Genomic DNA, 13573 nt, shown 5'->3' on the forward strand with positions numbered 1-13573 from the left:
CATGAGCGTGGCTTCATTCGTCGCCGCCCTGCTGCGCCGTGTCGCGGAAGGCATGCTCAAATTCCTCGCCTGGATCGGCGAGGAGCCGATCGGCGGCTACCGGCCCGAGGCGCATTACATGCGCGGCCCGGGGCCGGCGTGGCGGGCCAAGCATCAGCCACCTCAGGTGGCTTCGCTGCGCCGCGTCAGGTGATCGAGCAGGTTCATCGGAAGCGGGAAGACCACGGTCGATGAGCGTTCACCGGCGATGTCATGCAGCGCGGCGAAATAGCGCAGCTGCATCGCCTGCGGCTCCTGGGCGAGGATCCGGCCGGCCTCGACCAGCTTCTCGGCGGCCTGCTGCTCGCCCATCGCGTTGATCACCTTGGCGCGCCGCAGCCGTTCCGCCTCGGCCTGCTTGGCGATCGCCCGCACCATGGTTTCGTTGATGTCGATGTCCTTGATCTCGACCGCGGTGACCTTGATGCCCCAGACGTCGGTCTGCTTGTCGAGGGTCTCCTGGATATCGGCGTTCAGCCGGTCACGCTCGGCCAGCATCTCGTCGAGCTCGTGCTTGCCGAGCACCGAGCGCAGCGTGGTCTGGGCCAGCTGGCTGGTCGCGGCCATGTAGTCGCTGACCTTGATGATGGCGCGCTCCGGATCGACGATGCGGAAGTAGAGCACGGCGTTGACCTTGACCGAGACGTTGTCGCGCGAAATCACGTCCTGCGGCGGCACGACCTGCACCACCACCCTGAGGTCGACCTTCACCAGCTGCTGCACCACCGGAATCAGGATGATCAGCCCCGGGCCCTTCACCCCGGTGAAGCGGCCGAGCGTGAAGATGACGCCGCGCTCGTATTCGCGGAGCACGCGCACCGCCTGGGTCAGGAACATGATGACCAGCAGTGCGATCGCCGCATAGGTGAAATAATCAAGCATCATGCTGTACCTCCTTCGCCGGCCGAAGCCGGCGCACGCCGCACGACCAGCGTCAACTCGATGATGTTGGCGACCTCGACCGTCTCTCCCGCTCGGAATGGCTCGGTGCCGCGCGCCTGCCAGCGTTCGCCGTTGGTGAAGACGTGACCCGTGGTCTCGGACCAGTCGAGCACCTCGGCCGATAGTCCGCGCATGGCTTGCGCACCCGTCCGCAGCGGACCGTTGCGCGCGCGGCGCAGCGCGCCGAGCACGACCAGAATGAGACCTGCGAACATCGCCGCGACGATGCCGATGAGCGGCCATGACAGGGCGTATCCGGGCGCCTCGATCCGAAACAGCATGGCGGCTCCGAGGACAAAGGCGACGATACCTCCGAGGCCAATCACGACGGTCGGGTTGAAGGCCTCGATCGCGAGCAGCGCCATCCCGACCAGCATCAAGGCGAAGCCGGCATAGTTGATCGGCAGCATGTTGAGCGCGTAGAGCCCGAGCAGCAGGCAGATCGTGCCGACAACTCCGGGCGCCACGGCGCCGGGGGACATGAATTCGAAGATCAGGCCGTAGATCCCGACCATCAGGAGAACGAATGCGATGTTGGGGTCGGTGATGACAGCAAGCACGCGCAAGATCCAGTTGGGATCGATGGCTTCGATCACGGCATCTTTGGTCGCCAGCCGTTGGGTCTTGCCGCCGGCGAGCTCCACCGTCCGGCCGTCGACCTGCCTGAGCAGATCGGCCAGATCGTGCGCGGTGAACTCGATGACACGGGCCTGCAGCGCGGCGTTGGTGGAAAGGGTGGCGGCGTCGCGCACCGCCTTCTCGGCCCAGTCGGCGTTGCGGCCACGCAGTTCGGCTAGGCTGCGGATGAAGGCGACGGCATCATTCGTCACCTTCGCCGTCATGGCATCCTTGGTCCCCGACGGGTTGCCGGTGTCCTTGTCCTTGCCGTCCTTGTCCGGGGTGCCGCCCGGCAGGCCCGGCAGCGGGCCGCCGATCTGCACCGGTGTCGCGGCGCCAATATTGGTGCCGGGCGCCATCGCCGCAAGATGGGTCGCATAGAGAATGTAGGTCCCGGCGCTCGCGGCATGGGCGCCGGCGGGCCCAACATAGCCGATCACGGGAACGGGCGAGGTCAGCACGTCGGTGATGATCTCGCGCATGCTGCTGCTGAGTCCGCCGGGCGTATTCATTCGCAGAATGACGATCTCGGCGTGCCGCTCTGCGGCCTTCGCCAGGCCATCCTTGACGTAACTGGCGGATGCCGGCCCGATCGCGCCATCGATTGAAATGGTCAGGGCAACGCGGTTGTTATCCGCGGCCGTACCGGGACTGATGGAAACAACCAGAGCGACCAGCGCGGTCGCCACAACGAGAGCCGCCTTGAAGGTCTGCACGGCAAGCACTCCCTTGCCGTGGATATGGGATGCCGTTGCGGAACCTCAATATGGCGCGGTGTCACCGACGCCGTGCGCCGGTCCCGTTGTGCATTGCGATGGCCGGTGTCGGGTCGGCAAAGCTCACTGCGCAGCAGCGAGGTATTCGTCGGCAAGCTCAGCCATCGCCTGCGCGACTTCCGCCTTAGCCGTCGTATCCAGCTGCGCGATCGGCAGTCGCGTCGTCGGCTGCATGTACCCCAACAGTGCCAGCGCGAATTTCAGCGCGGCGGGGTGCTCGCGCTCCAGCAGCGTCGCGAGCGGCACCAGGCGCTGATGCAACTCGCGCGCCTGGTACAGCCGGCCCTCACGCAGATGCCGGGCCACCGCCACGCACAAATCGGGCGCGAGGTTCGATACCGACGAGATGCAGCCGTCACCGCCGGCGGCCATATAGGCGAGCGAGGTGGTGTCGTCGCCGGTCAGCATCCGGAATGTCGCCGGCAGGCGTGGACGAAGGCGCCTGAGGCGGGCGACATCGCTGCTGCCGTCGCGCAATCCAATGAAGCGGGGCGATGCGGCGAGCTCGACCAGCGTCTCGTCTGTCAGCCCCTTCACTGTCCGCGACGGGATGTCGTGCAGGATCAGGGGCAGCGTCGTGACCGCAGCGACGGCGCGGAAATGCGGAGCCATGCCTTGCGGCATCGGCTTGTTGTAATACGGCACGACCGACATGATGGCGTCGGCGCCGGCCGCTTCCGCCGCGCGGGTGAACGTGACGGCGCGATCCGTGGCGTTCGACCCGGCGCCGGCGATGATGCGGACCCGCCTGCGCGCGACGCGGGCTGCGATGCGAACCAACTCTGCGCGTTCCGCAGGCTCCAGCGTCGAGCTTTCACCTGCAGTCTCGCCGACCACGAGCGCCGTGGCGCCGGCTGCGATCTGACGCTCGCACAGCCGGCCGAATGCATCAGTGTCGATTTCGTCCTGGTGGGTGAAGGGGGTCGGAAGATCGGGGATGAAGCCCGACAGCCATTTGGCCGAATCCGCGTTCGCGGCCATGCTCGAAATGACTTTCGTAGTCGCTTTCGCAGTCATGGGAATGGCTCAAGCCACGCGGCTTGCGCGGAGGGGCGCGGTCTTGCCGTGCATGTCGAGCTCGAGCCCGCGCGACAGCTCGACGATCATTTCGGGGTGCTGGCCATTCTCGAACAGCGCGTATTTGACGGCCTGGGCGCGGTTGACGAACAGGCCGCCATAGAGGCCGTTCTGCTGCTGGGCGACCCACTGGCCGCGCTGGTTGCGGCCGATGAAGACGACGGTGGACGCTGCGCTACACGAGGGAGGTTCGACGAGTTTCACGGTGGTAGTCCTTCCAATCACAAGTCACGCGTTCAATGTCTGTTGTGACGGATATGAAATCGAGCGCGGCGGACGGCCGACTTCATAGGAGCGGCATAGGATTTGAGGGGTGAGCTTAGACGTGCTGGACGATGCCGGTGCCGAGCGCGCACAGCGCGACATAGGCGGTCATCTCGTCCCAGTGATTGAGATTTGCGGCAAACGGCATCTCGCGCTTCACCAGTCCCGCGAGTGCACAGATCAGCGCCGACATCCAGAGCAGCGTGACGAGGCCCCTGCCGAAGCCTGCGCCGGCGAACACGGCGAAGCCGATCATGATGGCCAGCCGGAAACCGAACCGGACGATGACCTGGACCGACTGCAGCTGCTGCGGCAGTTGTTTGGCGTTCACGACGTCGCCGCCATCAGCCGATATTGTCGACGAGCAGCGGCTCGTAGAGCGAGCTGATGCCGCGACGGACGGTCGGCACGCTGGTGCGGTTCTCGGGCGCGAAGATCCGCTGCGCCTCGACGAAGCCGCTCAGGATTGCGAGCGCAAGATCCGCATGGCGGGTCTCGATCGACTGGTCGAGCCAGTCAGGTAGCTCGCGTTCGCGCGACAATGCACAGTGCCACTCGCCCTCGTCATAGACCAGGCGGCGGACCTGCCATTGCGGCAGTTCGAGATCGAGCAGCGCGATCGCGGCATCGGTCCAGGCGCCGGACTGGATCAGGCGCTTGATGCGGGCGCTCTTGCCGCCGTATCCCGCCGAAGGAAATCGCCGGCAGGTCTGGCTAACGATGTCGGCGATGAGCTCGGCTGTGACGGCATAGGCATCGCGCAGCCGGTCGGCGAGGTCGGCGGAGGTGTTTTGGGATAGTACTGACATGGCGTCATCCCGTCGAAGGCGCGGCCCAACAAGGTGAGGCTCAAGGCATTGGCCGCACGCCCAAAATGGCCGCACAGCCATTTGAAAACGAGAGGAGGCAAGCGGTGGAGATATAGGGATTCCATAAAGATGAAACGGGCCTGGCGAAGGCGGCAAGCCCAGTCTCGGGGGACGATCGAACGTTTGGCTATTTTCCCATCGAGCAGCAAGGCGGGTTTGATTTTGGTCAAGCACATGGTCGTCTCCTGCTCGTAAGTTACGCTATAGAGGCGGAGCGCACCGGGTTTTTATAGGATTCCTATAACGTCCTTATGCGTCACATCTCGAAAACCTATGCTCCGGATGGCACCTCACCAGTATCCGGCGCGGAGCGTTTATAAGATCGCTCCGGGCCCTGTGATGCATAGGAGTCTCTCATGATGGACATTCTCATGGCGGCGCTGGCGATCGGCTTCTTCGCGGCCGGCATCGGCTACGCTTACGCCTGCGAACGGCTGTAAGGGAGGCGGCGATGATCTTCGATTACTCGCTCGCCGGCCTCGTCTCGCTCGGCCTGCTGTTCTACCTCACCTATGCGTTGCTGCGGCCCGAACGCTTCTAGGCGGTTCGCGATGTCTGCGCTTTGCACAATTCTGTTGGCCGACGCGGTGCTGACCGGGCTGTTGCTCGGCATGTTCGCCTCGCTGTTGCGCTTCGCCCCCATTCGAAAGGTTTGACGCAATGACCGTCATCGGTTGGATTCAAATTATTCTGTTCTGCGCGATCGTGGTCGCGCTGGTCAAACCGCTCGGCTGGTACATGACCCGCGTGTTCAACGGCGAGCGCACCTTCCTCTCACCCGTGCTGCGCCCGGTCGAGCGCGGCATCTACTGGGTCGGCGGCGTCGACGAGCGGCGCGAGCAGCACTGGCTGACCTATACTGTCGCCATGCTGCTATTCCATGTCGGCGGCTTCGCGCTCATTTACGGCCTGATGCGGCTGCAGGCGGTGCTGCCGTTCAACCCGGCCGGCCAGACCGCAGTTGCCGAAGATCTCTCCTTCAATACCGCGATTTCCTTCATCACCAACACCAACTGGCAGAACTACGGCGGCGAGAGCACGCTGTCCTACCTGGTCCAGATGCTGGGCTTGACGCATCAGAACTTCCTGTCGGCTGCGACCGGCATCGCGCTGGCGATGGCTCTGATCCGCGGCTTCACCCGTTCGTCCATGCGCACGGTCGGCAATTTCTGGGTCGACGTCACGCGCTGCACGCTCTACGTGCTGCTGCCGATTTGCGTCGTCTATGCGCTGTTCCTGGTCTGGCAGGGCATGCCGCAGACGCTTGGTGCCTATGTCGACGCCACTACGCTGGAGGGCGGCAAGCAGACCATCGCGCTCGGACCGGTCGCCTCGCAGGTCGCGATCAAGATGCTGGGCACCAATGGCGGCGGCTTCTTCAATGCCAACGCCGCGCATCCGTTCGAGAACCCGACCGCGCTGTCGAACCTCGTGCAGATGATCTCGATCTTCGCGCTCGGTGCCGCGCTGACCAACGTGTTCGGCCGCATGGTGAGCAATCAGCGCCAGGGCTGGGCGATCTTCGCTGTGATGGGCATCCTGTTCGTCGCCGGCGTTACCGTCACCTACTGGGCAGAAGCCAACGGCACCTCGGCGCTGCAGGCGCTTGGTCTCACCGGCGGCAACATGGAGGGCAAGGAGGTCCGCTTCGGCATCGTCGCGTCCTCGCTGTTCGCCGTGATTACCACAGCTGCGTCCTGCGGTGCGGTCAACGCCATGCATGACAGCTTCACCGCGCTCGGCGGCATGATCCCGCTGATCAACATGCAGCTCGGCGAGGTCATCATCGGCGGCGTCGGCGCCGGATTCTACGGCATGCTGCTGTTCGTCGTGTTGGCTATCTTCGTCGCCGGCCTGATGGTCGGCCGCACGCCGGAATATGTCGGCAAGAAGATCGAGGCGCGCGAGGTCAAGATGGCGATGCTCGCGATCCTGGTGCTGCCGCTGATGTACCTCGGTTGGACCGCCGTCGGCGTGGTGCTGCCGTCGGCGGTGGCATCGATGGCCAATGCCGGCCCGCATGGTTTCACCGAGGTGCTGTATGCTTATACGTCCTCGACCGGCAACAACGGCTCGGCCTTCGCGGGCCTCACCGGCAACACGCTGTTCTATAATCTGACGCTCGCCTCTGCGATGTTCGTCGGCCGCTTCTTCATGATCGTGCCGGCGATGGCGATCGCGGGATCGCTGGTCGAGAAGAAATCGATCCCGGCCTCGGCGGGCACTTTCCCGACCACCGGCGGGCTGTTCGTCGGCCTCGTCATCGGCGTGATCCTCATCATCGGCGGCCTCACATTCTTCCCGGCGCTTGCGCTCGGGCCGATCGTCGAGCACCTCGCCATGAACGCCAATACCTTGTTCTGATTGAATACGTCCGGAGTGACATCCATGGAAACCATGAAACTGCAGAAGCAGGTGACGGCGTCGACCATGCTCGACCCGAAGATCCTGGTGCCGGCGATCAAATCGGCCTTCGTCAAGCTCGATCCGAGGCTGATGGCGAAGAACCCCGTGATGTTTGTGGTCGAGGTCGTGGCCGCGTTGACCACCGTGATCTTCGTGCGCGATCTCGTCACCGGTAACGCCAATCTCGGCTTCACCTTCCAGATCATCCTTTGGCTCTGGTTCACGGTGCTGTTCGCCAACTTCGCCGAAGCCGTCGCCGAAGGGCGCGGCAAGGCGCAGGCGGAGTCGCTGAAGAAGACCCGCACCGAGAGCCAGGCCAAGCTGCTGACCGGCACCGACCGGACCTATCGCATGGTGCCCGGCACCTCGCTGAAGGTCGGCGATATCGTGCTGGTCGAGGCCGGCGACAACATCCCGTCCGACGGCGAGGTGATCGAAGGCGTCGCCTCGGTCAACGAAGCCGCGATCACCGGCGAATCCGCGCCGGTCATTCGCGAGTCCGGCGGCGACCGTTCGGCAGTCACCGGCGGCACCCAGGTGCTGTCGGACTGGATTCGCGTCCGCATTACCGCGGCGCAGGGCTCGACCTTCATCGATCGCATGATCAAGCTGGTCGAGGGCGCCGAGCGGCAGAAGACGCCCAACGAGATCGCGCTCAACATCCTGCTCGCGGGCCTCACCATTATCTTCGTGTTCGCGACGGTGACGATCCCGAGCTATGCCGCCTATGCCGGCGGCTCGATCTCGGTCGTGGTGCTGGTGGCGCTGTTTGTCACGTTGATCCCGACCACGATCGGTGCGCTGTTGTCGGCGATCGGCATCGCCGGCATGGATCGCCTGGTGCGCTTCAACGTGCTGGCGATGTCCGGCCGCGCGGTGGAAGCCGCCGGCGACGTCGACACGCTGCTGCTGGACAAGACCGGCACCATCACCCTCGGCAACCGCCAGGCGACCGCGTTCCGCCCCATCCGTGGCGTCACCGAGCAGGACCTCGCCGACGCGGCGCAGCTCGCCTCGCTCGCCGACGAAACGCCGGAAGGCCGCTCCATCGTGGTGCTCGCCAAGGAGAAATACGGCATCCGCGGCCGCGACATGCACGAGCTCGCCGCGACCTTCGTGCCGTTCACCGCGCAGACCCGGATGAGCGGCATCGATGCCGGCACCTCGTCGGTCCGCAAGGGTGCGGTCGACGCCATCCTCGCCTATGTCGACGGCGGCTCGCCCCGCACCCTCGCATCGGGCAACACCGTCCGTGCGGTCGCGGCGACGATGAGCGCAGAAGCGCGCGAGATCCAGGCTATTGCCGACGAGATCGCCAAGGCCGGCGGCACGCCGCTTGCGGTCGCCAAGGACGGCAAGCTGCTCGGCGTCGTGCATCTCAAGGACATCGTCAAGGGCGGCATCCGAGAGCGCTTTGCCGAATTGCGCCGGATGGGCATCCGAACCGTGATGATCACCGGCGACAACCCGATGACCGCGGCCGCGATCGCAGCCGAGGCCGGTGTCGACGATTTCCTGGCGCAGGCAACCCCCGAGGACAAGCTCAAGCTGATCCGCGACGAGCAGTCCAAGGGCAAGCTGGTCGCAATGTGCGGCGACGGCACCAACGACGCGCCGGCGCTCGCGCAGGCCGACGTCGGTGTCGCCATGAACACCGGCACCCAGGCGGCCCGCGAAGCCGGCAACATGGTCGACCTCGACTCCAACCCGACCAAGCTGATCGAGGTGGTCGAGATCGGCAAGCAGCTGTTGATGACCCGCGGTGCGCTGACCACGTTCTCGATCGCCAATGACGTCGCAAAGTACTTTGCGATCATCCCGGCGATGTTCCTCGCGTTCTACCCGCAGCTCCAGGTGCTGAACGTCATGCACCTGGCAAGCCCGCAGAGCGCGATCCTGTCGGCGATCATCTTCAACGCGCTGATCATCATCGCGCTGATTCCCCTGGCGCTGAAGGGCGTCAAGTATCGCGCCGTCGGTGCCGGTGCGCTGCTCAGCCGCAACCTGATGATCTACGGCCTCGGCGGCATCATCATCCCGTTCATCGGCATCAAGGCGATCGACCTCATCGTCGCCGCCCTGGGCCTGGCTTAAGGAGCCGCAATCATGTTGAGAGAAATCCGCCCCGCCATCCTCGTGCTGGTCCTGCTGACTGCGATCACGGGCCTTGCCTATCCGCTCGCCATGACGGCGATCGCCGGCGTCATCTTTCCGAAGCAGGCGCAAGGCAGCCTGATCGAGAAGGGCGGCAAGGTGATCGGCTCCGCCCTGATCGGGCAGGAGTTCAAGGAGGACAAGTACTTTCACGGCCGGCCGTCGGCGACGACGGCGCCCGATCCGAACGACGCTTCCAAGACCGTGCCGGCGCCGTACAACGCGGCCAATTCCGGCGGCTCCAACCTCGGCCCGACCAGCAAGGCACTGAGCGACCGGGTCAAGGAGGATGTCGAGAAGCTGAAGGCGGAGAATCCGTCGGCCAGCGTGCCGGTCGATCTCGTCACCACCTCGGCCAGCGGCCTCGATCCCGACATCTCGCCGGACGCTGCGCTGTTCCAGGTGCCGCGGGTGGCCAAGGCGCGCAGCATGTCGGAGGACGCGGTGCGCGAGCTGGTGACGCAGAACACGCAGGGTCGCTTCGCCGGCGTGATCGGTGAGCCCCGCGTTAACGTTCTTGCGCTCAACCTGGCGCTCGACGCGGCAAAGGCGAAATAGGGGAGTAGGCCCGCTCTCGCAGGATGACTATATTGCGGTATGGCCAATCAGCGTGACCCCGATAAAAGACCCTCGCCGGATGCGCTGCTCGAGGCGGCGCGCCGCGAGACCGATCGGTCGGGGCGGCTGAAGATCTTCATCGGCGCCGCTCCCGGCGTCGGCAAGACCTATGAGATGCTCTCGAGCGCTCACGCCCGCCTCAAGGCGGGCGTCGACGTCGTGGTCGGTGTCGTCGAGACCCATGGACGGGTGGAGACCGAGGCGCTGCTGAGGGGTCTCGAGGTGATACCGCGGAAGCGGCTGACCTATCGCGACCAAACCATCGAGGAGATGGACCTCGACGCCCTGATCGCGCGGCGGCCGCAGCTCGCACTGGTCGACGAGCTCGCCCATACCAATGCGCCGGGCAGCCGGCATCCCAAGCGCTATCTCGACGTCGAGGAATTGCTGTCGCACGGCATCGATGTCTACACCGCGATCAACATCCAGCACATCGAGAGCCTCAACGACGTCGTCGCGCAGATCACCCATGTGCGGGTGCGCGAGACTGTGCCCGACTCGGTGGTCGATCGCGCCGATGCGATCGAGCTGATCGACCTTACGCCCGACGACCTGATCCAGCGGCTGAAGGAGGGCAAGGTCTATGTGCCCAAGCAGGCGGAGCGGGCGCTGGAGCACTATTTTTCGCCCGGCAATCTCACCGCGCTGCGCGAGCTGGCGTTGCGCCGCACCGCCGAACGGGTCGACGAGCAGCTGCTCACCCACATGCAGGCCAATGCGATCCAGGGGCCCTGGGCCGCCGGCGAGCGCATCCTGGTGTGCCTGAGCGAGGATCCGCGCGCGGCCGGCCTCGTGCGCTACACCAAGCGCCTGGCCGACCGGTTGCATGCGCAATGGACCGCGGTCAGCATCGAAACGCGGCGCAGCCTTCAACTCAGCGACGAGCAGCGCGACCGGCTTGCCGACACCATGCGGCTCGCTGAATCGCTCGGCGGCGAGGCGCTGACCCTTCCCGGCGTCGGCCGCCGCATCGCCGACGACGTCATCAATTTCGCCCAGGCCAACAACGTCACCCAGATCATCATCGGCAAGTCGACGCGCTCGCGCTGGTTCGAGCTGACGCGCGGTTCGGTGGTGCACGATCTGGTGCGCCGCGCCGGCAACATCAGCGTCAACGTGATCGCCGGCGACGAGCTGCCGGTCGGCAAGGCGGCGGTACAGACCGCACAGCGCCAGGAGCCATTCAATCCGCGGCCCTATCTGATGGCGCTGCTGCTGACGGCGATCGGGCTCGGCGCGGCCAAGCTGATCCAGCCGTTTTTCGGCATCGAGAATGTCGACCTCGTCTTCATCACCGCGGTGGTCGGTGCGGCGGCGCGCTACGGCCTGGGGCCGTCGCTCTTGGCCAGCGTCGCGGCCTCGCTGTGCTACAACTTCTTCTTCCTGCCGCCGGTCTACACCTTCACCATCACCGACCCGACCAACGTCGCGGCGTTCTTCTTCTTCATGCTGATCGCGCTGATCGTCTCCAACGTCGCGGCACGGGTGCGCACCCAGGCCGACACCGCGATCGGCCGCGTCCGCACCACCGAATCGCTCTACGCCTTCAGCCGCAAGCTCGCCGGCACCGCGACGCTCGACGACGTGCTGTGGGCGACCGCCTACCAGATCGCCCTGATGCTGAAGGTGCGCGTGGTGCTGCTGCTGCCGGAGGGCGGCATGCTGACCGTCAAGAGCGGCTATCCGCCCGAGGACCAGCTCGATCAGGCTGATCTTGCCGCCGCCAACTGGGCCTGGGGCAACGATCGCCCCGCCGGCCGCGGCTCCGACACGCTGCCGGGCGGCAAGCGATTGTTCCTGCCGATGCGCACCGGCCGCGGCCCGATCGGCGTGATCGGCATCGACGACGACCGCACCGGGCCGCTGTTGACCCCGGACCAGCGCCGGCTGCTCGACGCGCTGGTCGACCAGGGTGCGCTCGCGATCGAGCGCGTGCTGCTGGTCGAGGACATGGACCGGGTCAAGCGCACGGTCGAATCCGACCGGCTGCGCGGCGCGCTGCTGACCTCGATCTCGCACGATCTCAAGACGCCGCTGGCCTCGGTGCTCGGCTCGGCCTCGGCGCTGCGCGATCTCGGCGCCAGCCTGAGCGACGCCCAGAAGCACGACCTGCTCGCGACCGTGATCGACGAGTCGGAGCGGCTGAACCGGTTCATCGCCAATCTCTTGGACATGACCAAGCTGGAATCCGGCGCGATCGTGCCGAACACCGCGCGGCACGATGTGGGCGAGATCGTCGGCAGCGCGCTGCGCCGTGCCGCCAAGATCCTGGTGCATCACCGCGTCTCGCTGGAGCTTGCCGCCGACCTGCCGATGTTGGAGCTCGATGCCGTGCTGTTCGAGCAGGTGCTGTTCAATCTGCTCGACAACGCCGCGAAATACGCGCCCTCGGACACCACCATCTCGATCCGCGGCGTGCGCGACCGCGATGCCGTGACGCTGCAGATCCTCGATGAAGGCAACGGCATTCCCGCCGCCGAGCTCGAAAGCGTGTTCGACAAGTTCTATCGCGCCGAGAAGGGCGACCATATCCGCCCAGGCACCGGCCTCGGCCTTGCGATCTCGCGCGGCTTCGTCGAGGCGATGCGCGGCACGATCGCGGCCGCCAACCGCGCCGACCGCAGCGGCGCCGTCATTTCTATCCGCCTGCCGATCCCGGCCGACGCCAACGCGCTGGACACTGCTGCATGAACGCCACGCCGATCAAGGTCCTAGTCATCGACGACGAGCCGCCGATCCGCAAGCTGCTGCGGATGGGGCTGAGTACGCAGGGCTACGACATCCTCGAAGCCTCCAACGGCAGAAACGCGCTGGAAATGCTGGGCGAAGAGCCGGCGCTGATCATCCTCGATCTCGGCCTGCCCGATATCCAGGGCCACGACCTGTTGCGCATGATCCGCGGCCGCAACGAGAGCGTCCCGATCGTGGTGCTGTCGAGCCGCGGCGACGAGGCCGGCAAGGTGCAGGCGCTCGATCTCGGCGCCGACGACTACCTGACCAAGCCGTTCGGCATGGACGAATTGTTGGCGCGGCTGCGCGCTGCATTGCGCCACCAGCTGCAGGTGCAGGGCGAGCGCCCGGTGTTCCGCTCCGGCGATCTCTCGGTCGACCTGGTGCGCCGGATCGTCAAGGTCGGCGACAGGGAGATCAAGCTGTCGCCGAAGGAGTACGACCTGTTGCGCGTGCTGGTGCAGCATGCCGGCAAGGTGCTGACCCATCGCTTCCTCCTGAAGGAATTGTGGGACGAATTGACCGATGCGCAATATCTGCGGGTCTATGTGCGCCAGCTCCGCCAGAAGATCGAGGCCGACCCCGAGCGTCCGCAGTTCGTGCTGACCGAAACCGGCATCGGCTATCGGCTGCGCGCGGCGGACTGAGAGCTTCGGAACTTTCGCTCCCATCAAGGCTTGTTTTCCGTTACCGGGAGAACAAGCCATGGCAAGGAAATACTCGCGGAAGGCATCGGGCGATGTCGAGCGTGTCATGAAGAAACGCAAGGCCGGCACGCTGCGCAGCGGCCGCTCCAAGAAGAAGGTGAAGAGCCGCAAGCAGGCGATCGCGATCGGCTTGTCCGAGGCGCGCGCCAAGGGGCGGAAGGTGCCGAAGAAGGCATCCAAGAAGACAGCGAAGCGCAAGACGGCGAAGAAGCGGAAGACTGCGAAGAAGAAGTAGTCTTCGCATATCGATCCTCGTCATTGCAACGAGCGAAGCGGCGAAGCAATCCACCTCTCCACGCCGGGACAGATGGATTGCTTCGCGGACCCTGTCACCCGGCGGCGCTGCGCGCCGACCGGGTGGCTCGCAATGACG

The 13573-nt window shown here is 65.4% G+C and carries 14 protein-coding genes; 8 read left to right on the plus strand and 6 right to left on the minus strand.

The features are described from left to right. Position 1: 1 nt before the first annotated feature. On the plus strand, positions 2-193 hold the full coding sequence (locus ACVISU_RS31010; RefSeq protein WP_456709476.1) for a hypothetical protein: 192 nt from the start codon (positions 2-4) through the stop codon (positions 191-193). Here the strand turns inward: ACVISU_RS31010 and ACVISU_RS31015 are convergent. The 6 genes from ACVISU_RS31015 to ACVISU_RS31040 form a co-directional block, all read right to left on the minus strand. Continuing rightward, positions 163-924, minus strand: a complete 762-nt coding sequence (locus ACVISU_RS31015) for a slipin family protein (RefSeq protein ID WP_456709477.1) — start codon at positions 922-924, stop codon at positions 163-165. The genes ACVISU_RS31010 and ACVISU_RS31015 overlap by 31 nt on opposite strands. Then, positions 921-2315 carry an NfeD family protein gene (locus tag ACVISU_RS31020; RefSeq protein WP_456709478.1) on the minus strand — a complete coding sequence of 465 codons (1395 nt, stop codon included), beginning with the start codon at positions 2313-2315 and terminating at the stop codon, positions 921-923. Before ACVISU_RS31020 ends, ACVISU_RS31015 begins: the two co-directional genes overlap by 4 nt. 123 nt (positions 2316-2438) lie before the next feature. Further along, on the minus strand, positions 2439-3392 hold the full coding sequence (gene dapA / locus ACVISU_RS31025) for a 4-hydroxy-tetrahydrodipicolinate synthase (protein ID WP_456709479.1): 954 nt from the start codon (positions 3390-3392) through the stop codon (positions 2439-2441). A 9-nt stretch (positions 3393-3401) separates the two neighbouring features. Then, positions 3402-3656, minus strand: coding sequence for a hypothetical protein (locus tag ACVISU_RS31030; protein ID WP_050401192.1), 255 nt, complete (start codon positions 3654-3656; stop codon positions 3402-3404). Between the two features lie 115 nt (positions 3657-3771). Further along, positions 3772-4047, minus strand: a complete 276-nt coding sequence (locus tag ACVISU_RS31035; RefSeq protein ID WP_083992074.1) for a hypothetical protein — start codon at positions 4045-4047, stop codon at positions 3772-3774. Between the two features lie 13 nt (positions 4048-4060). Next, positions 4061-4525 carry a hypothetical protein gene (locus ACVISU_RS31040; RefSeq protein ID WP_456709480.1) on the minus strand — a complete coding sequence of 155 codons (465 nt, stop codon included), beginning with the start codon at positions 4523-4525 and terminating at the stop codon, positions 4061-4063. A 511-nt stretch (positions 4526-5036) separates the two neighbouring features. Between ACVISU_RS31040 and ACVISU_RS31045 the strand changes: the two genes are divergently transcribed. The 7 genes from ACVISU_RS31045 (at position 5037) to ACVISU_RS31075 (ending at position 13435) form a co-directional block, all read left to right on the plus strand. Beyond that, positions 5037-5126: a K(+)-transporting ATPase subunit F gene (locus tag ACVISU_RS31045; protein WP_016846764.1), complete on the plus strand. Its 90-nt coding sequence runs from the start codon at positions 5037-5039 to the stop codon at positions 5124-5126. Positions 5127-5245: 119 nt separating this feature from the next. Further along, a complete protein-coding gene (kdpA, locus tag ACVISU_RS31050; RefSeq protein WP_456709481.1) occupies positions 5246-6949 on the plus strand; it encodes a potassium-transporting ATPase subunit KdpA in 1704 nt (567 codons plus the stop codon). Between the two features lie 24 nt (positions 6950-6973). Beyond that, positions 6974-9085, plus strand: a complete 2112-nt coding sequence (gene kdpB / locus ACVISU_RS31055) for a potassium-transporting ATPase subunit KdpB (RefSeq protein WP_063695355.1) — start codon at positions 6974-6976, stop codon at positions 9083-9085. 12 nt (positions 9086-9097) lie between these two features. Further along, the gene (locus tag ACVISU_RS31060; protein ID WP_456709482.1) at positions 9098-9703 is read left to right on the plus strand and encodes a K(+)-transporting ATPase subunit C; all 606 of its coding nucleotides are present in this window, start codon (positions 9098-9100) and stop codon (positions 9701-9703) included. Positions 9704-9742: 39 nt separating this feature from the next. Then, complete coding sequence (locus ACVISU_RS31065) at positions 9743-12454, plus strand: sensor histidine kinase (RefSeq protein WP_050402070.1); 2712 nt, start codon at positions 9743-9745, stop codon at positions 12452-12454. After that, positions 12451-13140, plus strand: a complete 690-nt coding sequence (locus ACVISU_RS31070; protein ID WP_050402071.1) for a response regulator — start codon at positions 12451-12453, stop codon at positions 13138-13140. The genes ACVISU_RS31065 and ACVISU_RS31070 overlap by 4 nt, the downstream gene beginning before the upstream one ends. A gap of 58 nt (positions 13141-13198) precedes the next feature. Next, complete coding sequence (locus ACVISU_RS31075) at positions 13199-13435, plus strand: DUF6496 domain-containing protein (protein WP_050402072.1); 237 nt, start codon at positions 13199-13201, stop codon at positions 13433-13435. Positions 13436-13573 lie beyond the last annotated feature (138 nt).

This window comes from Bradyrhizobium sp. USDA 4452 (assembly GCF_054063575.1).

Bases quoted from the DNA above. Each gene is read 5' to 3' on its own strand.
- ACVISU_RS31070 (WP_050402071.1), top strand. From the start codon at position 12,451: ATGAACGCCACGCCGATCAAGGTCCTAGTCATCGACGACGAGCCGCCG.
- ACVISU_RS31075 (WP_050402072.1), top strand. From the start codon at position 13,199: ATGGCAAGGAAATACTCGCGGAAGGCATCGGGCGATGTCGAGCGTGTC.
- kdpB (WP_063695355.1), top strand. From the start codon at position 6,974: ATGGAAACCATGAAACTGCAGAAGCAGGTGACGGCGTCGACCATGCTC.
- ACVISU_RS31065 (WP_050402070.1), top strand. From the start codon at position 9,743: ATGGCCAATCAGCGTGACCCCGATAAAAGACCCTCGCCGGATGCGCTG.
- ACVISU_RS31060 (WP_456709482.1), top strand. From the start codon at position 9,098: ATGTTGAGAGAAATCCGCCCCGCCATCCTCGTGCTGGTCCTGCTGACT.
- ACVISU_RS31045 (WP_016846764.1), top strand. From the start codon at position 5,037: ATGATCTTCGATTACTCGCTCGCCGGCCTCGTCTCGCTCGGCCTGCTG.
- ACVISU_RS31010 (WP_456709476.1), top strand. From the start codon at position 2: ATGAGCGTGGCTTCATTCGTCGCCGCCCTGCTGCGCCGTGTCGCGGAA.
- dapA (WP_456709479.1), bottom strand. From the start codon at position 3,392: ATGACTGCGAAAGCGACTACGAAAGTCATTTCGAGCATGGCCGCGAAC.
- kdpA (WP_456709481.1), top strand. From the start codon at position 5,246: ATGACCGTCATCGGTTGGATTCAAATTATTCTGTTCTGCGCGATCGTG.
- ACVISU_RS31015 (WP_456709477.1), bottom strand. From the start codon at position 924: ATGATGCTTGATTATTTCACCTATGCGGCGATCGCACTGCTGGTCATC.
- ACVISU_RS31040 (WP_456709480.1), bottom strand. From the start codon at position 4,525: ATGTCAGTACTATCCCAAAACACCTCCGCCGACCTCGCCGACCGGCTG.